Origin of the sequence: Enterococcus sp. UD-01, from assembly GCF_044909655.1 — a bacterium.
Taxonomy (GTDB): Bacteria; Bacillota; Bacilli; order Lactobacillales; family Enterococcaceae; genus Enterococcus_L.
Window position 1 is genome coordinate 238118 of sequence record NZ_JBIYEU010000002.1, and the last position, 20562, is coordinate 258679.

Genomic DNA, 20562 nt, shown 5'->3' on the forward strand with positions numbered 1-20562 from the left:
AGTACTTTTTTTCTGAAAACGCTTTTTATTTTTTAGAAAATGCTATAGTAATTACGGAAGTAAAAATGAGAGAGGAGCTATACAATGAAGAAAAAAAGTAGGATAGTTCGAGCCTTTGAACAATTTGGGAGAGTTCTACTGCTGCCTGTATCGATTTTACCAGGCGCAGGAATTATCAAGGGAATTGGTGCTGCTTTTACCAATGCTACAACACTGGAAATGTATCCATTTTTACAGAATCAAGCCTTCCAATTTTTAATGAACTTATTTGTTACATTAGGGGATGTTGTTTTCAGTAACTTGCATGTGCTGTTTGCTGTAGGAGTAGCAGTCGGTTTAGCAAAAACGGAAAAAGGTTCTGCAGCTTTATCTGGATTAGTAGGATTTATCGTACTACATAAGGTACTAAACTTTTTGTTGATCCAAACAGGGACGTTAGTAGCTACTGCAGAATTAACTCCAGCAGAGGCAAAATTGGCATTGGCTGAAAAAATGCAAACGACTGTGTTAGGCATTCAGACAATGGATCTGAATGTTTTTGGCGGGATTATTACAGGATTAGTAGTTTATTGGGTGCATAAGAAGATCTTGACAGTTAAAGTACCGCAAGTGCTCTCTTTCTTTAGTGGTCCGCGTTTGGTTCCGATGGTCGTCATTCCTGTTATGGCTGTAGTAGCGACGATTTTGTTCTTGATTTGGCCGTTTGTCCAACAGGGGATTGTTGCATTTTCGAACTTGATCGTAAAATCCGGTTATAGTGGTACTTTTTTATATGCAGTGTTGGAGCGTGCTTTATTGCCATTTGGACTCCATCATGGATTAAATCTGCCAGTGATGACAACGGATTTAGGTGGCTCTTGGATGATTGGCGGCGAACGGATTGGTGGAACGATTAATGCGTATATGGCATCGTTATCTGATCCGACTATTACAGCGATTGATCCAACAATTACGCGTTTCAATGCAGGAAAATTTGTTTATTTCATGTTCGGGTTGCCAGCAGCGGCTTATGCTATGTACAAAACCTGCAAGCCTGAAAATAGAAAGGCCGTTGGGTCGTTATTGTTTGCGGCGGCAGCAACTTCTTTTATCACAGGGATCACTGAGCCTTTAGAATTTACATTTTTATTTGCTGCACCGATGCTCTATGGTGTACATGCTGTTTTAGCAGGAGCAACGTCCGTTTTAGCACAATATTTAGGGGCTGCAGTGATGGCACCAATGGGACACGGCTTAATTAATTTTACGATTTATGGTGTAATTCAAGGCACAAAAACGCATTGGTATATGATTTTACTAGCAGGAATTCCCTGTGCTATCCTTTACTTTTTTGTCTTTAGATTTTTAATCTTGAAATTTGACTTCGCAACGCCTGGTCGCGGTGCTGAAGCAGAGATTAAGCTTTCCAGTCGAAAAGATGTAGAAACTAAATATGATGGCGAAAAGAAAAAAGAAACCAACAATGATGATACGGCTTTGAGAACACAAGCTTTGGCATTGATCGATGCTCACGGTTCAAGAAGTAATATTGTAGATGTCGATGCGTGTATTACACGTTTACGGATTACAGTAAAAGACAAAAGCTTAGTTCAGCCGGAAATTATTAAAGGTAAGCTACAAGCAATGGGGTTTGTTGAATCCGACATGCAAATGCAGTCAATTTATGGCGGACATGCCAATGTTTTAAAAAATGAAATTCTGGAAATTTTTGAAAAAGAAGATAAGCAGTAAAAGGAGATGACGACTATCAAAAAGAATATAATGCTGATTGATATTGATGGAACCTTTGTATATAATTCATCCGAAGTATCAAAAGAAGATCTAAACGCTTTTAAAAAAGCAGAAAAATATTGTTATATGGGGATTGCAACGGGTCGTTCCGTAGACGAAATTGCTTATATTGAACAAGCAAATAACTTGAAATTGGACTATCGGATTGGTTTTAACGGCGCCTTGATCATTAATCAGGAGAATGATGTCTTATATAATAAACCAATCGCTAAAGCGACTTTATCAGCATTGATTGATTATTTGGAAGAACATCAAGTGATTTTTGATGCCCTAGACGGAAAGTCACGTTTAGGCAATTTCAAGCATGAAGCCAAAAATCAACTGCTGGGACTGGAATATCAATATTTACGTTCCCCTTATGCAGCTGTACGAACTAAAAATGTTTACAAAATTAATTTAAGACCTGACACATTAGCCAATGCCAGTCAAATGACCAAAGAATTAAAAGAACGCTTTCCGGATTTGTCGATTTTCCAAGTGGGACAACGCCGAATTGAAATTTCAGCTGATAATACGTCAAAAGGAAAAGCACTATTAAAAATTGTGGAGACACCTCTTAAAACAATTGCAATCGGTGACTCTGAAAATGATATTTCCATGTTTCAACAGGCGGAAGTTTCATACTGTATGGCGCACGCGCCAGCTTATGTTAAAGAAACGGCTACTTTTGTTGTACCTAGATTTAGTGATGCGGTCACGCATTTTATCAACATGCAGGAGGGGAACTAGTGTGGTTGGCCAAGAGCGTTATCGATCTATTAATCAGCGGTTAAATCGCCTCTTAGAGGAGAAAAAAGTTCTGTTAGCCGTCCATCGCGGCAGCTCAGCCGGAAACATTATTGAAAATACGATACCAGCTTATATTGCTTCACTTAAAATGGGTGGAGATATTCTAGAAGCAGATGTTGTGTTGTCGAAGGATAAAAACATTTATCATTTCCACAGCGGCATGGAGCGGAAAAATTTCCAGCAAAATATCGATCTTCAAACGTATACTTCTTCAGAGATTGATCAGTTGATTTATGTTAATGATAATTTGGAAAAGACAACTTATCCTGTGGAAAAATTAGAAACGACGTTAAACTATTTCAAAGGAAAATGCCTAATTAATATCGATCGGGGGTGGAATTTTTTTCCAGAAATCTGTAAGTTAATAGAAAAAACGCAAACAACTGATCAAATTCTATTAAAAGGCCCTCTTACAAATGAAGTACTTGCCTTTTTACAAGAAAATCCTGTGAAGTACATGTTTATGCCGAAAGTTTCAACAATGAAAGACTTGGAACAAGTATTAGCTTTAGAAGAAATTAATGTTGTTGGAGTAGAAATAAAGGCAGTTAAGGAAACGGATGAGTTCTTTCAAAAAGAAAACATTCAGAAAATTAAAGAGCAGCAGCTTTTTGTTTGGGTTAATGCTTTAACGATGGATGACCAAAAAAAATTATTTGCAGGTCGGGATGATAATCGATCAATTCTTGAAGGAGAAGAAAAAGGCTGGGGTGTGATTTTAGCTAAAGGAGCGAATGTTATCCAGACAGATTGGCCGGCATTACTTTCTGATTATCTAAAAACGTGGCTAAATCAGCAAAGGCGGCTGTAACATGACTTTTGTGGACATTACGTTTAGATTAGTTCTGTCGATTATTATTTCGGGCTGTATTGGTATTGAGCGAGAATATAAAAATCGTCCAGCAGGAATCCGTACGCATATTTTAGTATGTGTTGGAGCAACAGTGATTGCCTTAATTCAAGATCAAATATCAATTGATGCCTTAGCCTTGGCGCAAGCTAATCCTACGTTGAGCGGCGTGATTCGATCAGATCAAGCTAGATTAATTGCCCAAGTTGTCAGTGGCGTTGGCTTTCTTGGCGCTGGAACCATTGTCGTAACGCAGCGTTCTATTTTGGGATTGACAACAGCGGCTACGATTTGGTCAGTAGCTTGCTTAGGTATTGCTGTTGGTATGGGCTATTACCCAATTGCGATTATCGGTGCGGCAGCCATTATGATTGGTTTAACTTGGCTGAAACGTATTATAAGAATACCTAGTGAAAAAAAGGTGGAAGTAAAATTTGTACACAAGGTGCAGACAAAAGAGTTTTTAACTAATTACTTTGTGGAAAAACAGATCACAATCAAAGATGTGGAATTCAGTGTGGAGTTTCAACGTGATCTTCGTATTTACAATAATGTTTATACAATAGAATTGCCAGTTGGTTTAACTTATATGGATATGATTGAAGCAATATCTATTCATAAGAATGTGATGAAAATCAAAATTGTAAATGTATAGAAAGGTAAACTAAACCTAGAATACGTTTGTGCTTTGTAAAAAAAAGCAGCTAAGTTTTTGGGTATTCATTAGGGTCTTATAAAATAATTCATTTCTAACTATAAATGCTAAAAAGCGCATGTTATTAAAAAATAACCATACTTTACCCTCCTATTTATTTCGTAGGAGGGTTTTATACTGAAATGATAGAAAAAAATAGTATAAAGCGAGTTGACAATTAAATTTTGTATGTTAATATAGTTTTATAAATTTAATTAAATAAATTTAACTAATTTAACGAAGTAATGCAAAATGAAAAGGAGAACCAACATGATTGAAAATAATCTTTCTTACATTGCAAATTATCTATGGCAAAAATCACTGGAAAATATTGATGCAGTTTTAACAAAGGAAGAGAAAAGTAAATTCAATATGGCAGATTATTACTACTTAACCGCTATTTATCACATGGAAGAACCGAATCTGGGGGAAGTGGCCGAAAAGCTTGAGCTTACCAAGCCGGCTATATCCGCTATGGTCAAGCGTTTAGAACGAATTGGCTTTATTGAAAAACAGCAATCAACTGCAGACAAACGAGTATTCTATTTAGCAGTAACAGAAAAAGGAAAAAATATTGTAGAGGGAGATACGTGCCTTTATCAACAGTTTATAGAAAAAATTCGCCAACTAACTACACCAGAACAAATGGAACAGTTTACTTGTTTGTTAGAGAAGTTAGTAGGAGAAATAAAGGAATAATTGTTAATTCACCAAATAAGGGAGGAAACAGAATGGAACGAAGATTTGAAGGAAAAAAGGTTGTCATTATCGGCGCAAGCGGAGGCTTAGGCAAAAGCTATGCCAGAGCCTTTATAAATGAAGGAGCTTCAGTTTTACTGTGTGGTCGCAATCAAGAAAAATTACAAAAAATAGCTCAATCCTTGGCAGGTGAAGCGTCTGTCGCTCAGGTCGATCTAACGAAGGCAGAGTCCATCGAAAATTTGGCTTCTCATGCGAGTAACTGGTCAAAAACCATCGATATTGTTGTCAATGCTACCGGTTTTGACGTTCGCAAATCCTTAGACGACCATCAATTGGAGGAAATAAATAGATCTGTCAATCTTAATTTGGTCGGTGCTATCCTAATTTCTAAAGCCTTTCTTCCATATATGGGAGAAAACAAAAATAGTACCATTGTTCATATGGGAGGGTTTGCTGACGGTCGCTTGGCTTTTCCTTATTATAGTGTGGATGTAGCTACTCGTTCAGGAATATATTCTTTTGTTGAATCAATGAATCGGGAGTTACGTCAAGAAGGAAGTGAAGCTCGTTTAACTTATTTTTGTCCGAATTCGGCAGATACAGCTGCGGAACGACCGTATCATTCTGTCTGGCGTGAGATGGGTGTTGCTATTTCTCCAACAGAGCAAGTCGCCGCCGAACTGTTAAAGGCCATCGAACGAAAACAAAACACTTATTTAATGGGCGGTATCGCTGTTCGCTTTTTTGCTAAATTAAATGGCTTGTTTCCTAAAGTGGCAGATATTGTAATGCTGAATAAATATAGCCGTATTTTAAAAAAATATTTTGGTTCAACAGATTCCGAAATAATAACAGAAACACAACCAAAAAAGCATAAATTTCAGAAAATAGCTCTAAGCATGATAATCACTTCTTTTTTATTATATGTATTTTTGTTAGCAGTGCCTTTTCTACCTATTAGTGTACCTTTTAAGGTGATTTTAACCAGTCTAATGGTTGGTAGCAGTGAAGTGTTGTTTTGGAGTGGTGGCTTGTTGTACGGAAAAGAGCTTTTGACGAAGAAAATTAAGAAGTTACCTTTTTGTAATTGTTTTAGTAGATCGTAATTAGGTTTTCATTAACGAAATCAAGAGACATAGAAGAAAAAATGTAAGGCTAAAAACCTTGATATATCAGGAAAAGCAAATATTTTCTATCGACATTTTGCCAAAATCGAAGTAAATTGAAGGGAGAAAATCAAATGAAAAGAATAAAATCGAGGGTGAAGTATAAGTGGAATTAGGAAGAGAATTAAAACGGAGACGGAACGAACAAAAACTGACACAAGATCAGTTAGCTGAAAAAATTTTTGTGTCAAAAAAGACGATTTCGAATTGGGAAACGGGAAAGACAACTCCTGATATTGATAGTCTGATTCGTCTCGCTAAACTATTCAACTTTTCTTTAGATCAATTGCTTTTGGAGGGATCAGATATTGTAGAAAATATTAAAAAACAGGAAGAATTAAAGGCAACAAGAAAACTATTCAGCGTGGCGTGGATTACCAATGTACTTTTCTTTTTTATTTTTGCTACTCAAAAATATTTTGGCGAGTTATCTTCTTTTGCATTAACTTGTTTATCTATAGCAGTACTTGCAAATTTTATTTTGCTTCTTTATTTCTCCAAACGAGTTACTTTATTAGGTGGGAATAAGTCACCTATCCAACAAGTTTTTGTAAAAAATAAATGGTTACTTTTACCGTTTGCATTTCTTATTTTAATAATGGCTGTAATGATGTTTGTTAGATAAAAGACAAAGACGTACAATGTTTAAGACAACGGTCGAGAAAGATAAGAAAGGTTTTCCACAAAAGTTCGGCATTGAGTACTGCGACTAACTTTTTAAAGAATCGTTCTATTCTATCCAGTTGAAGAATAATGAATCTTAAGATATTTCCGAGCAGGAAATTTCTTTTTTTTGTAACTGTAGCAGTTTTTTTAGATGAACAAATCAAAAAGAATAGAAAATAATAATAATGGTCAAATAAAAAAGAATTTTTTGAGAATATTTGCTTTTTTTTGAGTCAGTTGCAAGATTTTCGGCTACACTTATGGTAAAATAAATTAAACTTATGGAAGGTTAATTAAAGAATGATGGTAGGTGAATGCGAAATCAATCACTTTAATTGCATTAAGGCAAGTAACTTTTTAGCTGTTATTATTTACAGCTAAAAGAAACAACACCTTTACTATTATGCGAAAGGAACTCAACTAATGAAACGAAAAATCTTATCACTTCAGTTGATTTGTGCTCTGACTGCGGTTTATTTTACTCCGGTCTTGAGCTATGCGGATCAATTATTACCTGATCAGACTGAGCAGACAATAGAAGAACCTGCCGGTACCAGTGATAGCTCATCGACTGATGAAAGTTCAACGACGACTACAACTACAACTACTACGGAATCTGAGGATTCGTCAACGTCAACAACATCATCATCAAGCACGGAGCCAACTGAAACAACAGAGAGCAGTTCTTCTGATATTCCTCAGGATTCATCGACTGCGCAAACAGTAGAGCCACCGGCAACCTCAGAACAACCGCCGATTACTGATGACCAGAAGCAGGAACAGACACCAGCGCCGGCACCGTCTGTCGAAGCTGAAAAACCAAGTGTTGATCTTGGTACAGAGAGCGCACAAGACCAATCGGATCAGGAAATCGTTATTACAAAAAATGAATCAACAGAATCATTTATAAAAAAGATTGGTGAAAAAGCTCGCAAGGTTGGACAAAAGTATGATCTTTACGCCTCCGTTATGATTGCTCAGGCGATTCTGGAATCAGGTTCTGGCGGCAGTCAATTAAGCCGGCAGCCTTACCACAATCTTTTTGGAATTAAAGGCACCTATAAAGGTCAAGCAGTTGTTTTCAATACAAAAGAAGATAACGGTTCTGGCCAGATGTTTCAGATTCAAGCGGCCTTCAAGCAGTATCCCGGTTATAAGGAATCCTTTGAGGACTATGCGAAGTTAATGAAAAACGGTGTCCTTGGTAATCCCCGGATTTACGCTGGTACTTGGAAAAAGAACGCAGCCACTTATAAAGATGCTACGAAGGCTTTAACTGGTGTGTATGCAACAGACACCAGCTACAATAAAAAATTAAATGCTTTTATTAAAAAGTATAATTTGACTGAATATGATAAGGCCAAACCTTCTAAAACTTCAGCAGGTAAGATTATCGTTGCGGACAGTCATCCGGACAGTGATTTCCCTGAGTACTCAGGAGAAACCTATTCAGGTTCTGAATTATACGCGGCCGGTAATTGTACCCAATATGTATATAACCGTATTGTCCAATTAGACGGAAAAATTGGCACAACGATGGGTAATGGTATGGATTGGGGCACAACAGGGAAAGCCAACGGATACAAGGTTTCCAATAAGCCGAAAGCTGGCACTGCCGTCAGCTTCCAGCCAAATGAAGCAGGAGCGGATTCCACTTATGGACACGTTGCATTTGTAGAACATGTTTATAAGGACGGTTCAATTTTGATTTCTGAAATGAATGCGGTAGGCCTAGGGGTCGTGTCATTCAGAATCATTGATCAAAGTACAGCGAATGCTTTGTCTTACATCACACCAAAATAAAATACAAAAAACAGTTCTAGTAGTGAAGGGAATAAACTACTAGAACTGTTTTTCTGTGATTTACCTTTTCTTAAGGAATCTATAGGAAACCTCAATGATTTAGACATAGTTTCTTCAAATCTTCCTTGTATTATATAAGCATACCCAATAACAAACCCAAACATAACACTTTTTCATTTTTACTCCTCAAGTAAAAAGAACTCCTTTACCGCTCGGTCACCCAGCCGAGCGGTTACTTGTGTACAAAAAAGAAATTGAGCCAAAAGTCGTTTAGGTTCGAGCAATTGAAGTAAGAGATGAACAAGGTACTTTTATAGTGAGCGGATTTTATGAAAGTGCCAAAGGACCTGACTTTCAGCTACCGTTTATTCGTAAATAGAGAGCTAGGCAAAACTGTTTTTAGTTTTGTCTAGCTCTCACTTTTTTAGTTTACTTTTTCCATTCAGCGACTTCTTTTTCGTGAGTGTTTATCCAATTTCTCGCCGCTTGAACGGGGTCCGTACCATTATTGATATCCAACATTACGGTTTCCATATCTTCTTGAGACCAATGAAAATTTTTCAATAGACGATAAGCGTCAGGACTTTCTTTTTCCAAGCCTTTTTTAGCAAAGGTATGAATCGCTTCTTTGCTGCCCATTGTTCCTTTAGGATCGTCTAAGTAGCGTAAATCATATTTTGCGAACATCCAGTGAGGAGACCAGCCGGTAATTACAATTTCTTCTTTATTTTTGATTGCTTGTCCCAAGGCGACGGTCATTGCACCGGAAGAAGAGGTTTCAATCGTCCAGTCAGAAAGATTGGCGTAAGCCTTCTGTGTTTTTTCTGCCGCTGTGACAACACCGGCTCCGGGTTCAATTCCAGTAATTTTTTTATGCGCCTGATTGGATAAATCTTCAATTGAATTTACATTCATATAAGAAGGAACAGCGATGCCTAATTTAGCACCCGATAGATTTTCTCCTAAATCGTCGACTTTATTTTTATATTGCTTGTATTGTTCTCCGTGCGTTCTCGGCAACCAAGCAGCGACCATCGCATCCGTTTCACCTTTTGAAAGAGATTCCCACATGATGGCATTGTCCAAAGGAGTCATGGACACTCGGTAGCCCATATCCTTGAGAACTTCACCAACTACATGAGTGGAAGCAACCTCAGTATCCCACTCAACGTAAGCTAAAGAAACGGATTTTTCTTCATTAGCGGAAGAAAAGAGCACTGGGCCTGTAATAAAGCCAAGAATAAGAATCGCAACAGCGATAATCGCACCTGTTTTCTGTTTTTTCGTCAGCTTTGCTTTAGCGGGGACGGCTTTTTTTTGATTTATATTTTGAGTAAAACGGTCAATGATAATGGCCAAAATAACTAAAGCCACACCATTTACAAAACCATTACCAACCTGTGCGCGTTGTAAGGCTGAAAGAACACCGCGTCCCAGACCGGGAGCACCGATCATTGAAGCGATCACGACCATTGAAAGAGCTAGCATTGTCGTTTGATTGACTCCAGCCATAATGGTATTTTTGGCTAAAGGCAGTTCAAGTTTGAATAATTTTTGCCAACCGGTACTACCAAAAGAATCAGATGCTTCAACCAGTTCTTTCGGTACTTGACGAATTCCTAGGTTTGTAAAGCGGACAGTCGGTGGTAAGGCAAAAATTACCGAAGCGAAAACGCCGGGCACCATCCCAATACCGAAAAAGGCCACTGCCGGAATCAAATAAACAAAACCGGGCATTGTCTGCATAAAATCAAGAATAGGTGTGATGATGCTTTGTGCTTTGCTACTTTTAGCCATTAAAATACCAAGCGGTACACCGATCACAATTGAAACAATACTGGATAATAAGACCAAGGTTACAGTATTCATCAGATCCGTCCATAAATGTTGATTGTAAATAAACAACAGACCAAAAAAGGTAAACAGACTTAAGCCGATTTTTTTATGCGAAATAATAAAGGCGATGCCTGTCATTAATACAATCAATAATAGCGGTGGAACGGCAAGTAAAACAGAAGTAATACCTTCCATTAAATGTTGTCCAAAGAGTTGGAAAAAGCCAAAAACACCAGAAAAAGTGTTTGTCATCCAAGCGGTAAAAGCCTCAACCCAAGCTGCTACCGGTAATTGATAATTAGTCATTAATGGTCACCTCAGTTTCTGCTAATGCTTCAAGAACGCTACCGCGAATTACTACGCCCATGAGTTTGTTGTTTTCCGTAACTGCAATTGGAGTAGGTGAGTCATAGATGATAGGCAAAATATCGTTTACTAGCATGTCTTTATCAATCGTAGTGATATCTGTATCAATATACTCGGTTAAAGGCTTACCTGCTTTTCGGGCAGCCAACGCACGCTCGGCGCGAACAACGCCCTTTAAGTGCCGCTTTTTATCCACAGCCATCAGCATACTGACTTCTTCTTGACGCATACGTGTCAGTGCTACGGTCGGACCGTCAATTTCAATGTTCGTTGTCAGCGCAGGGACCATGATATTTTGGGCGGTTAATACTTTCGAACGATCTACATCTTCAACAAAGGTTCGTACATAATCATTCGCCGGATTCGTTAAAATTTCTTCTCCAGTACCGATTTGCATAATTTGACCGTCCTTCATTAACGCAATACGGTCGCCGATTCGTAAAGCTTCATTTAAATCATGTGTAATGAAAATAATGGTTTTTTTCACGTTTTCCTGTAAATCGACCAATTCATCCTGCATTTCTCGTCTAATTAACGGATCTAATGCTGAAAAGGCTTCGTCCATTAAAAGAATTTCAGGATTATTTGCTAGAGCACGAGCTAAACCAACACGCTGCTGCATACCACCGGACAGCTGGTTGGGGTATTGATCCTTGAAAGCGAGCAGACTTGAATTATCCAGCGCTTGTTCCGCTTTCGCCTTTCGCTCTTCTTTAGGAATTCCGCGAACCTCTAAGCCATATTCAGTATTTTCTAAAATGGTACGGTGAGGGAAGAGACCAAAGTTTTGAAAAACCATGCTCATTTTTTTTCGACGAACTTCTCTTAATCTTTCTTTATCCAACTTAGCAATTTCCTGATCGTCAATGTAAATATTACCGGAAGTTGGTTCAATTAAACGATTCAACAGGCGGATTAAAGTAGATTTTCCGCTGCCGGAAAGTCCCATAATGACGAAGATTTCACCTTCTTCCACCTCGAAATTGACATCATAAACACCAACTGTTGCACCGGTTTTTTGCAGAATTTCTGTTTTACTTTTGTTCTCTCGGATCATATCCAGCGCTTGCTTGGATTTCTTACCAAAAATTTTTGTTAAATGTGAAACTTTTACTTTAGGCAAAGCAGATTTCCTCCTAATAATTAAAAACGATTAAATCCATGATTTGGAAAAGTCAGTTCGTTGCGCTATTTCCATTTCTACTGCATTTAAAACGTTGTGGTATTCTTTGAAAAGAAAGACAATTTCTTTTCAGAAAAAAGTGACCATTCTAGGTTAACATCGTGTAGTCACTTTGTCAAATTAAGAAGAATTCAGCGAATAAATGGGTAAAATTTTTGAGGTTGTTATTGACTCAAGAAAAAAGCACGAAACCAAGAATGCTTAGTTCCGTGCTGAGGTGCTTATGTCTGGGGATAAAAAAAGTTTTGTACGCGCTGTAATGTTGATTCATGACCGACAAAATAGAGCGTATCGCCGGCGGTTAATTTGGCATATGGACCAGGGGAAACCAGCAATTCTTCACCGTGCTTGATAGCAATCACTGTAGCAGTCGTGCTTTGCCATAAATTCAATTCGCTGATCGATTTGTTTAAATGAGCCGCTTCTTCGGTCAAAGTAAACGTAACAGGATTTAAAGGATTAAAGGAATCAAAGCGTTTGGTTTGGTCAACCAAAACATCCAAAATTTCAGAAAAATGACTCAATTCTTCTTTTTGCTTTTTTACACTGTCAATCAATTCTTCTTTTAGCTCACGGATGGATTGAACATCTTGATATTGATAAACAAAATATTTCGCTTTTTCAATGGAATGAACATAAAAGCCACTGCCGTGCTTAGCTTGAACAATATCTAAATCTACCAAAACGCTGATCGCTTTGCGAGCTGTTTCAGGCGAAACGCCGTATTTGTTGGCCAAAGTAGAGCGAGCATGGATTTTTTCGCCGAGTGCAAAGGTTTGATCTGCGATTTTAGCTGCTACGTCTACCGCAATTTGTTGGTATTTTGGTTGAATGACATGAATACGTTTTGAAGTCATCATTTGTCAGCCTTTCATTTGTTAGTTTCTTCTAATTCTTCCAGCTCCAAGCTGAGATTTTCCCAATCGGCTAGTAAGTCTTCCTGCTGTTTACGTGCGGCTTCCAGTTCTTCATTAAGGGCCATCAGCTGTACATGATCATCCACCAACGCCGGATCAACCATGGTTTGTTCCAGCAGTTCAATGGTTTGATCTAATTCGGCTAAATTTTCTTCAATTTGAGTGATTCGTCTAGTTAAATTTCTTACAAGCTTTTGTTGCTCTTTATTTTGGAAAAAATCATTTTTAGGTTTAGCAGCGGTCGGGGGTGTTTCCGCTGATTGTTCTGCTAGTAACGCTGCTAATTCCTCTTCTTCCAGTTTCTTTTCTAAATAGTAATCGTAATCACCTAAATAAAGCTTGCTGCCATTTTCGGACAACTCAATCACCTTGGTTGCAATCCGATTAATAAAGTAACGGTCATGGGAAACGAATAGCAGGGTGCCTTCATAATCAATTAAGGCATTTTCCAAAACTTCTTTATTGTCGATATCCAAGTGGTTGGTTGGTTCATCGAGAATTAAGAAGTTTTCTTTGTTCATTGACAACTTAGCTAAAGCAACACGGGCTTTTTCGCCGCCGCTTAGTAAGGGAATGGTCTTTTCAACGTCAGCTCCGGTAAATAAGAAGCTGCCTAAAACACTGCGAATCTCTTTTTCAGGTGTCGTCGGATGCTCATCCCAAAGTTCTGCTAAGACCGTTTTGGTGCCATGTAGATTCGCCTGCTCCTGATCGTAATAACCGATTTGAACATTGGTGCCAAGTGTAGCGCTGCCTTTAATGAAAGGAATTTTTCCAATGATGGACTTTAACAAGGTAGACTTGCCGATACCGTTGGGACCAACCAGAGCAATGGCTTCCTGTCGGCGAATGTCTAAAGAAACAGGCTCAGACAAAATACGATTGTCATAACCAATTGCCGCAGCTTCTACCTGTAAGACCACATTTCCCGAAACTTTTTCAATATCGAATAGGAAATTGGCAGATTTCTCGTCACCTTGAGGACGATCAAGCCGTTCCATTTTTTCAAGGGTTTTTCTGCGACTTTGGGCGCGTTTGGTTGTAGAAGCTCTAACTAAGTTGCGAGCGACGAAATCTTCTAGTTTATGAATTTCCGTTTGTTGTTTTTCGTAAGCCTTCCACTCGCTTGTTAGCTGTTCTGCTTTTAGTTCTAAATATTTAGAATAATTGCCCTTATAGTAGCGCATTTTATGACGGCTAATTTCATAAACCTCTGTGACCACTTTGTCAAGGAAATAACGGTCATGGGAAACGATTAAAAGCGCGCCTGCGTAGCTCGGTAAATAATTTTCCAGCCAAGAAAGCGTATCAATATCCAAGTGGTTGGTCGGTTCATCCAGTATTAGAATATCCGGTTTTTGCAGCAGCATGCGAGCGAGTGCCAAGCGTGTTTTTTGACCGCCGGAAAGCGTGCTGATATTTTTTTCGTAAAACTCTTCTTTAAAGCCAAAACCGTGTAGAACAGAGCGAATTTCATTTTCATAGCCATAGCCGTTTTGTTCCGCAAAGTCATGCTGTAGTCGATCGTATTCTTTTAGAGCTGCTTCATAATTTTGTGAATCTGGCAGATCGCTGATGATTAATTCAAGCTCACGCATGCGCTGCTCCATTTTTATAATAGAAGCAAAAGCTTCCAGCATCTCATCCCAGACGGTTTTATTTGACTGTAAACCAGTATCTTGGGCCAGATAGCCTAAAGTGGCAGTTTTATTTTTGGCAATTGTGCCGTTGTCCGGCGAATCTATGCCGGCGATTATTTTTAAAAGTGTTGATTTACCAGCGCCGTTACGGCCAACTAAAGCAATGCGGCTGTGGCTGCTGATTTCCATTTGTATATTTTCAAACAAAGTATCTGCACCAAAATAACGGGCAATTTGATTTGCTTGGAGTAAAATCATGGGACATCCTCATTTCTATTTCAATGCTTTCAGTTTAGCATAAAATAGCGGAAAATAGCAGTTATCCAGCTAAAGAGCGCTAAAAATTCCACAAATCCGTAAAAAAATCCAGTATTTCCTGTTTTTTTTGAGCTACAAAATTGCTTTTTGTTCAGAATAACTGCTATTATGATAATTGGATGTTAGTCTATTATTTAGTGTATTGGAGGTACAATTGTGAAAGACCAAATTATTCCAAAAGCAACGGCGCGTCGCCTTCCCCTATATTATCGTTATTTAAGAATACTGCACGGTGCAGGAAAAAATAAAGTTTCATCCACTGAATTAAGTGAGGCTGTTCAAGTAGACAGCGCAACTATTCGTCGTGATTTCTCTTACTTCGGCGAATTAGGTAAAAGAGGGTATGGCTATGATGTTGAAAATCTGATGAACTTCTTCGCCAAAACCTTGAATGATGATGAGCTGACCAATGTCGCTTTGATCGGTGTCGGAAATCTCGGCAGCGCCTTATTAAAATTTAAATTTCATCAAAGCAACAGTATTAGAGTCAGCTGTGCCTTTGATATCAATGAAAATATTGTGGGCAGAATCGTGGACGGCATTCCTGTATATCCAATGAGTGATATGATGGAACAAATTCGGGTTCAACAAATTGAAGTGGCGATTTTAACTCTACCAGCCAGAAAAGCCCAAGAAGTAGTGAATCAATTGGCAGATGCTGGGATTAAAGGTATTTTAAACTTTACAGCTGCCCGTTTGGTAGCACCTGGAGATGTGTTGATTCAAAACGTAGATTTGACCAATGAATTACAAACGCTGATTTACTTCTTACACCATGACAGTGCCTTAGTTGAATCAGATATTGAAGAGTAAAAGAAACCCCCAAAGCAAGACAAGTGAATGTTTTGCTTTGGGGGTTTCTTTTGGCTTAAGTTTTAACTAGGCAACTGAATATTGTTGTAGTACAAAAAGAGCTGTGCGACAACGACTAATGCATTCATGCCACAATGGGCAATAATAGAGGTCCAAATTTTACCGGTTAGTTTATATAATAAGGCAAAAAAGAAGCCCATAAAGAAGTAAACAAAAAAGTGACCATCCCTATGAATTAGTGAAAATAAGGTAGAACTAATGATCGCTGCAAGCCAAAAACCTGTATAAGATTCCAAAATACCAATCATCGAGCGTCTAAAAATAAATTCTTCCATGAAAGGACCGCCGATCACGGTCGCTAAACTAAACAAAGGATTTGTTAAAATGAGCGCAATGATATTTTGCGTATTTTGAGAGGTATTTTGTTCACCCGTAATTGCCGCTTCAATGTTAAAGACAATGGCTTGAATAATAATGGCCATAATAATACCGCTGATGCCCAATAAGAATACAAACACCGGTGAAGTCAGTTTACCAGATGTTTCTACCTGAGTAATGGCAGATTGTTTATATTTTAAATACAGCCAGCTCATTAAAACCGCACCTAAAATATAAGTAAAAGTGGTGGCTGTAATGATCGCCTTCTGAGAAAGCGATTGAAAAAGATATGGCGAGAGAAAAACAACAGCATATAGAAAAATCATGATAACGCTTTGTTTTTTTATTGAGATTTGTTTTGGCATGTAGAGCAAAACTCCTTTCGAAAATAGAATATGTTAAAAGTATAGCACATTTTTATTCAAGAAAAACTTACTTGCGCCAGTTATCTCGATAACCTAATAGAAGAAAGATGAAAATAAAAAAGAACACCGCTTCCCACAAGGTTGTCGTCCAGTCGAAACGTTTGTTTACACCAAAGAAAAGGTTTCCGGCATTGGCAATGAGTAGATAAAGGCCAGTAGCTGTTAATGCGTGAAGAATTCTTTTTTTCATGTTAAGCGCCTCACTTTCTAATTTTATTTTACCATGAATAGGCCGAAAACGTGATAATAAGCCGATAAAGCTTAAGGAAAAAGTGCAGGATAAAGAATGTGTAACAATTATTTTATAAAATTACTCAAAAGACTTGCAAAAAGGAAGTGAAATGAGTATTATAAATAGTGTGAGTTAGCACTCTAACTACAAGAGTGCTAAAATAACTAACTATTTTTTATGGAGGGATTTATTGTGTTAAAACCATTGAGTGACCGCGTCATCATTGAAGTCGCGAAAGAAGAAGAAAAAACAGTCGGAGGCATTGTTTTAGCTTCAGCAGCCAAAGAAAAACCTCAAACAGGAAAAGTTATCGCAGTAGGTGAAGGTCGTGTTTTAGATAACGGTACAAAAGTTCCTGCCGATGTAAAAGTAGGCGATACTGTTATGTTTGAAAAATATTCAGGTACAGAAGTAAAATACGAAGGAAATGAATACCTAATCGTTTCCGGTAAAGATATTATTGCTATTGTCGAATAAGATGGTACAAAACAATTCATTTAAATAAAAAAATATTTTGAGGTGAAGAAATTATGGCAAAAGAAATTAAATTTGCAGAAGATGCGCGTGCAGCAATGCTTCGCGGAGTAGACGTATTAGCAGATACAGTAAAAGTAACATTAGGTCCTAAAGGCCGCAACGTTGTTTTAGAAAAATCTTTTGGTTCTCCACTAATTACTAACGATGGAGTAACAATCGCAAAAGAAATCGAATTGGAAGATCATTTTGAAAACATGGGCGCAAAACTTGTTTCAGAAGTAGCTTCTAAAACCAACGATATTGCTGGTGACGGAACTACAACTGCAACTGTTTTAACCCAAGCTATTGTTCGTGAAGGCTTGAAAAACGTCACTGCCGGCGCAAATCCGTTAGGTATCCGCCGCGGTATTGAATTAGCAACAAAAACAGCTGTCGAAGAATTACACAACATTTCAACAGTGGTTGATTCAAAAGAAGCGATTGCACAAGTAGCTGCTGTTTCTTCTGGTTCAGAAAAAGTTGGCCAATTAATTGCAGATGCGATGGAAAAAGTTGGCAATGACGGTGTTATTACTATTGAAGAATCCAAAGGGATCGAAACAGAATTAGATGTCGTAGAAGGTATGCAATTTGACCGCGGCTACTTATCTCAATACATGGTAACAGATAACGATAAAATGGAAGCTGTTTTAGAAAATCCATATATCTTAATTACAGATAAAAAAATCTCTAACATTCAAGATATTTTACCGTTATTGGAACAAATTTTACAACAAAGTCGTCCACTATTAATCATTGCTGATGATGTAGATGGTGAAGCATTACCAACCTTAGTCTTAAACAAAATTCGCGGAACCTTTAACGTAGTAGCTGTCAAAGCACCTGGCTTCGGCGATCGCCGTAAAGCAATGCTTGAAGATATTGCTATCTTAACTGGCGGAACAGTTATCACTGACGATTTAGGTTTAGAATTAAAAGATACAACGATTGAAAACCTTGGAAACGCAAGCAAAGTCGTTGTTGACAAAGACAACACAACAATTGTTGAAGGGGCTGGCGGTAAAGAAGCCATTGACGCTCGTGTTCAATTAATTAAAAACCAAATTGGTGAAACAACATCTGATTTTGACCGTGAAAAACTACAGGAACGTTTAGCGAAATTAGCTGGCGGAGTTGCCGTTGTCAAAGTTGGTGCAGCAACAGAAACTGAATTAAAAGAATTAAAATTACGTATTGAAGATGCGTTAAACGCAACACGTGCCGCTGTTGAAGAAGGAATGGTTTCCGGAGGGGGAACTGCTTTAGTCAATGTTATCGGCAAAGTAAAAGAATTAGATGCAGAAGGCGACGTTGCAACAGGTGTGAAAATCGTAGTACGCGCCTTAGAAGAACCAATCCGTCAAATCGCGGAAAATGCCGGCTATGAAGGCTCTGTCATTGTAGACAAGCTTAAAAATGTTGACCTTGGTATCGGCTTTAACGCAGCCAACGGCGAATGGGTAAACATGGTTGAAGCAGGAATTGTTGACCCAACTAAAGTAACTCGTTCTGCTTTACAAAATGCTGCCTCTGTTTCAGCTTTATTGTTAACAACCGAAGCAGTCGTAGCAGACAAACCAGAACCAGCTGCTCCAGCAGCCCCAGCAATGGATCCATCAATGGGAATGGGCGGTATGATGTAAGAAAAAACTTTAGAACCTCGCATGGCGAGGTTCTTTTTTATTCAAAAGTGGATCGCTGAAGTATTATCTAAAATTGAGAATAATTTCTAGAAAAAACTCCTTGAACATTAATGCTCAAGGAGCTTTTTCTAGAAATTTTGGGGAAGTATGTTTGAAGCTAATAGAATAAAATAAATTCATTTTATATTTTACAAAATGAATGAAAATATTTGTTGAGTTGTTATAATATTATTATATCAAAACGGCGATTTTTCTTGGATGTAACACTTAAAAGAAATAGGAAAAATTTTTATAAAATAGTCAACTGTTAATCTGTTTACTAACTCATTCTATCTTAAAGTATGCAAGTCGTCTACAGACAAAAGTTTCTTTTTTTTATATAAAATGTTAAAAAAATGAGAATTTATTTCTAATATATATTGTGGCAAAACAAAACTATGGTTAGATTAGCAGAATGGTTTCAGACTTTCTTTCGTTTAAAAATTGTAGAAACATTGTTTTACATCAATTAGAAACAAGGTGTTTTTTAAGCCGTCAAATAAGCCGTCAATCTTTGGTGAAAGGATGTTTAGTTGTGAGTAGAAAAGGAGAAAACATATATAAAAGGAAAGATGGTCGTTGGGAAGGACGATATATGAAAGCTAGAAATGAGCAGGGAAAGATTATTTATGGCTATATTTATGGAAAACGCTATGCTCATGTTAAGCAGCGTTTAGCAGAGATGAAAATCCAGCATCCATTTTCTCATAATCGTTTTGCTCCCTATAAAGGTACGGTAGAAAATTGGCTGAATTATTGGTTAGATACTGTGATGCGCAAAAAGATTAAACCTTCTACTTATTCTAGTTATCGTTTACGAATGGATCGGTATATTATTCCTTTTCTAGGGAGAAAACTGCTCACGAATTTGAAAAAACAGGAAATAGAAGAATTCGTTCATTATCTTGAGGAACTAAAGCTATCTAGTACCACGATTCAATCAGTCTTAGTTGTCTTGAAAAGTGCGTTGAATAAGGCCTTTAACGATAAAATCATCTTCTTAAACCCGTGTCTGGATATTTTGATTCGAACTAAAAATAAACGAGAAATTTCCGCACTTAGTAAACAGGAGCAGCTGCAAATTGAACGAGCGGCCTTTGAAGAACGAGGCTGTTCCGCAATCATTTTGGCATTGTATACTGGGTTGAGAATTGGTGAGATCAGTGGTTTAAAATGGTCGGACATTGATTTTGAAAAAAATATTATCTATATCAAACGCACATTATATCGCATTCCTTCAACAAAGCAAGGCGATAAAACGGAAATTATTATCACTGAGCCCAAGACAAAAAGTTCGCTCCGTGCCATTCCCTTAGCTAAAAATTTAAAATTATATTTATTAAATAAAAGAAAGGAACAGTCATGTGAATATGTCATAGCTTGTAAAGGAAGTTATTCTGAACCAAGAGTGATTAGCTACCGCTTTAAAAAAGTTCTCGCAAAAGCAAACATGAAGCCGATTCATTTTCATGTTTTAAGGCATACTTTTGCCACAAGATGTGTGGAGCAGGGGATTGATATCGCAGCAGTGAGTAAATTACTTGGTCATGCCTCCATTAAGTTAACTCTAGATACCTATACCGATTCATTATGGGAAAGCAGAAAAGAAGCTATTTCTATACTAGACAAGCAATTAAAAGTTCGCTTATGATTGGTTATTTTATAAAAAATAAAGAGTGTAAAAGTTGATTAACCCCAGCTGTAGTGACCCCAAAAAGTTAGACTTTTTTCGGAGTAGAGAAATCTACTCCGTTTTTTTATTTGTTGTTAAGCTGTTTTACTTTCGGTTATTCGA

Annotated in this window: 17 protein-coding genes and 2 pseudogenes; 13 read left to right on the forward strand and 6 right to left on the reverse strand. The window is 37.7% G+C overall.

What is annotated here, in order from left to right; genetic code table 11:
• Positions 1–84 precede the first annotated feature (84 nt).
• The 9 genes and pseudogenes from ABH902_RS03510 to ABH902_RS03550 all read left to right on the forward strand — a co-directional run bounded on the left by ABH902_RS03510 (position 85) and on the right by ABH902_RS03550 (position 8461).
• Positions 85–1731 carry a PTS transporter subunit EIIC gene (locus ABH902_RS03510; RefSeq protein WP_404589187.1) on the forward strand — a complete coding sequence of 549 codons (1647 nt, stop codon included), beginning with the start codon at positions 85–87 and terminating at the stop codon, positions 1729–1731.
• Positions 1732–1737: 6 nt separating this feature from the next.
• Entirely contained in the window at positions 1738–2520 is a 783-nt protein-coding gene (locus tag ABH902_RS03515) for an HAD-IIB family hydrolase (protein WP_404589188.1), read from the forward strand.
• A gap of 1 nt (position 2521) precedes the next feature.
• Positions 2522–3391, forward strand: a complete 870-nt coding sequence (locus tag ABH902_RS03520) for a glycerophosphodiester phosphodiesterase family protein (protein ID WP_404589189.1) — start codon at positions 2522–2524, stop codon at positions 3389–3391.
• 1 nt (position 3392) lies between these two features.
• The gene (locus ABH902_RS03525) at positions 3393–4085 is read left to right on the forward strand and encodes an MgtC/SapB family protein (protein WP_404589190.1); all 693 of its coding nucleotides are present in this window, start codon (positions 3393–3395) and stop codon (positions 4083–4085) included.
• 309 nt (positions 4086–4394) lie between these two features.
• Positions 4395–4823, forward strand: coding sequence for a MarR family winged helix-turn-helix transcriptional regulator (locus ABH902_RS03530; protein ID WP_404589191.1), 429 nt, complete (start codon positions 4395–4397; stop codon positions 4821–4823).
• A gap of 32 nt (positions 4824–4855) precedes the next feature.
• Positions 4856–5653, forward strand: a pseudogene (locus ABH902_RS03535) (SDR family NAD(P)-dependent oxidoreductase); the annotation flags it as partial.
• 66 nt (positions 5654–5719) lie between these two features.
• Positions 5720–5932, forward strand: a pseudogene (locus ABH902_RS03540) (transporter suffix domain-containing protein); the annotation flags it as partial.
• 166 nt (positions 5933–6098) lie between these two features.
• The gene (locus ABH902_RS03545) at positions 6099–6617 is read left to right on the forward strand and encodes a helix-turn-helix domain-containing protein (RefSeq protein ID WP_404589192.1); all 519 of its coding nucleotides are present in this window, start codon (positions 6099–6101) and stop codon (positions 6615–6617) included.
• Positions 6618–7081: 464 nt separating this feature from the next.
• Positions 7082–8461 carry a glucosaminidase domain-containing protein gene (locus tag ABH902_RS03550; RefSeq protein WP_404589193.1) on the forward strand — a complete coding sequence of 460 codons (1380 nt, stop codon included), beginning with the start codon at positions 7082–7084 and terminating at the stop codon, positions 8459–8461.
• Between the two features lie 429 nt (positions 8462–8890).
• Here ABH902_RS03550 and ABH902_RS03555 read toward each other — a convergent pair whose 3' ends face one another.
• The 4 genes from ABH902_RS03555 to ABH902_RS03570 all read right to left on the reverse strand — a co-directional run bounded on the left by ABH902_RS03555 (position 8891) and on the right by ABH902_RS03570 (position 14661).
• A complete protein-coding gene (locus ABH902_RS03555) occupies positions 8891–10603 on the reverse strand; it encodes an ABC transporter permease/substrate binding protein (protein WP_404589194.1) in 1713 nt (570 codons plus the stop codon).
• Positions 10596–11786, reverse strand: coding sequence for a glycine betaine/L-proline ABC transporter ATP-binding protein (locus ABH902_RS03560; protein WP_404589195.1), 1191 nt, complete (start codon positions 11784–11786; stop codon positions 10596–10598). The genes ABH902_RS03555 and ABH902_RS03560 overlap by 8 nt, the downstream gene beginning before the upstream one ends.
• 281 nt (positions 11787–12067) lie before the next feature.
• Positions 12068–12703, reverse strand: coding sequence for a TrkA C-terminal domain-containing protein (locus ABH902_RS03565; protein ID WP_404589205.1), 636 nt, complete (start codon positions 12701–12703; stop codon positions 12068–12070).
• 14 nt (positions 12704–12717) lie between these two features.
• Positions 12718–14661, reverse strand: a complete 1944-nt coding sequence (locus ABH902_RS03570) for an ABC-F family ATP-binding cassette domain-containing protein (RefSeq protein ID WP_404589196.1) — start codon at positions 14659–14661, stop codon at positions 12718–12720.
• Positions 14662–14877: 216 nt separating this feature from the next.
• Between ABH902_RS03570 and ABH902_RS03575 the strand changes: the two genes are divergently transcribed.
• Positions 14878–15534, forward strand: coding sequence for a redox-sensing transcriptional repressor Rex (locus ABH902_RS03575; RefSeq protein ID WP_404589197.1), 657 nt, complete (start codon positions 14878–14880; stop codon positions 15532–15534).
• A 62-nt stretch (positions 15535–15596) separates the two neighbouring features.
• Here the strand turns inward: ABH902_RS03575 and ABH902_RS03580 are convergent, their stop codons facing one another.
• Positions 15597–16265 carry a lysostaphin resistance A-like protein gene (locus ABH902_RS03580; RefSeq protein WP_404589206.1) on the reverse strand — a complete coding sequence of 223 codons (669 nt, stop codon included), beginning with the start codon at positions 16263–16265 and terminating at the stop codon, positions 15597–15599.
• A 79-nt stretch (positions 16266–16344) separates the two neighbouring features.
• Complete coding sequence (locus ABH902_RS03585) at positions 16345–16527, reverse strand: hypothetical protein (protein ID WP_404589198.1); 183 nt, start codon at positions 16525–16527, stop codon at positions 16345–16347.
• 234 nt (positions 16528–16761) lie between these two features.
• Between ABH902_RS03585 and groES the strand changes: the two genes are divergently transcribed.
• The 3 genes from groES to ABH902_RS03600 all read left to right on the forward strand — a co-directional run bounded on the left by groES (position 16762) and on the right by ABH902_RS03600 (position 20418).
• Positions 16762–17046: a co-chaperone GroES gene (gene groES / locus ABH902_RS03590; RefSeq protein ID WP_404589199.1), complete on the forward strand. Its 285-nt coding sequence runs from the start codon at positions 16762–16764 to the stop codon at positions 17044–17046.
• 53 nt (positions 17047–17099) lie between these two features.
• Positions 17100–18728, forward strand: coding sequence for a chaperonin GroEL (gene groL / locus ABH902_RS03595; RefSeq protein ID WP_404589200.1), 1629 nt, complete (start codon positions 17100–17102; stop codon positions 18726–18728).
• Positions 18729–19362: 634 nt separating this feature from the next.
• Positions 19363–20418: a tyrosine-type recombinase/integrase gene (locus tag ABH902_RS03600; RefSeq protein WP_404589201.1), complete on the forward strand. Its 1056-nt coding sequence runs from the start codon at positions 19363–19365 to the stop codon at positions 20416–20418.
• Positions 20419–20562 lie beyond the last annotated feature (144 nt).

What these genes read in the sequence shown, in the direction of transcription:
- ABH902_RS03510 (WP_404589187.1), top strand. Translation starts at nt 85, where the DNA reads ATGAAGAAAAAAAGTAGGATAGTTCGAGCCTTTGAACAATTTGGGAGA.
- ABH902_RS03515 (WP_404589188.1), top strand. Translation starts at nt 1,738, where the DNA reads ATGACGACTATCAAAAAGAATATAATGCTGATTGATATTGATGGAACC.
- ABH902_RS03525 (WP_404589190.1), top strand. Translation starts at nt 3,393, where the DNA reads ATGACTTTTGTGGACATTACGTTTAGATTAGTTCTGTCGATTATTATT.
- ABH902_RS03530 (WP_404589191.1), top strand. Translation starts at nt 4,395, where the DNA reads ATGATTGAAAATAATCTTTCTTACATTGCAAATTATCTATGGCAAAAA.
- ABH902_RS03550 (WP_404589193.1), top strand. Translation starts at nt 7,082, where the DNA reads ATGAAACGAAAAATCTTATCACTTCAGTTGATTTGTGCTCTGACTGCG.
- ABH902_RS03555 (WP_404589194.1), bottom strand. Translation starts at nt 10,603, where the DNA reads ATGACTAATTATCAATTACCGGTAGCAGCTTGGGTTGAGGCTTTTACC.
- ABH902_RS03565 (WP_404589205.1), bottom strand. Translation starts at nt 12,703, where the DNA reads ATGACTTCAAAACGTATTCATGTCATTCAACCAAAATACCAACAAATT.
- ABH902_RS03570 (WP_404589196.1), bottom strand. Translation starts at nt 14,661, where the DNA reads ATGATTTTACTCCAAGCAAATCAAATTGCCCGTTATTTTGGTGCAGAT.
- ABH902_RS03585 (WP_404589198.1), bottom strand. Translation starts at nt 16,527, where the DNA reads ATGAAAAAAAGAATTCTTCACGCATTAACAGCTACTGGCCTTTATCTA.
- groL (WP_404589200.1), top strand. Translation starts at nt 17,100, where the DNA reads ATGGCAAAAGAAATTAAATTTGCAGAAGATGCGCGTGCAGCAATGCTT.
- ABH902_RS03600 (WP_404589201.1), top strand. Translation starts at nt 19,363, where the DNA reads ATGAAAGCTAGAAATGAGCAGGGAAAGATTATTTATGGCTATATTTAT.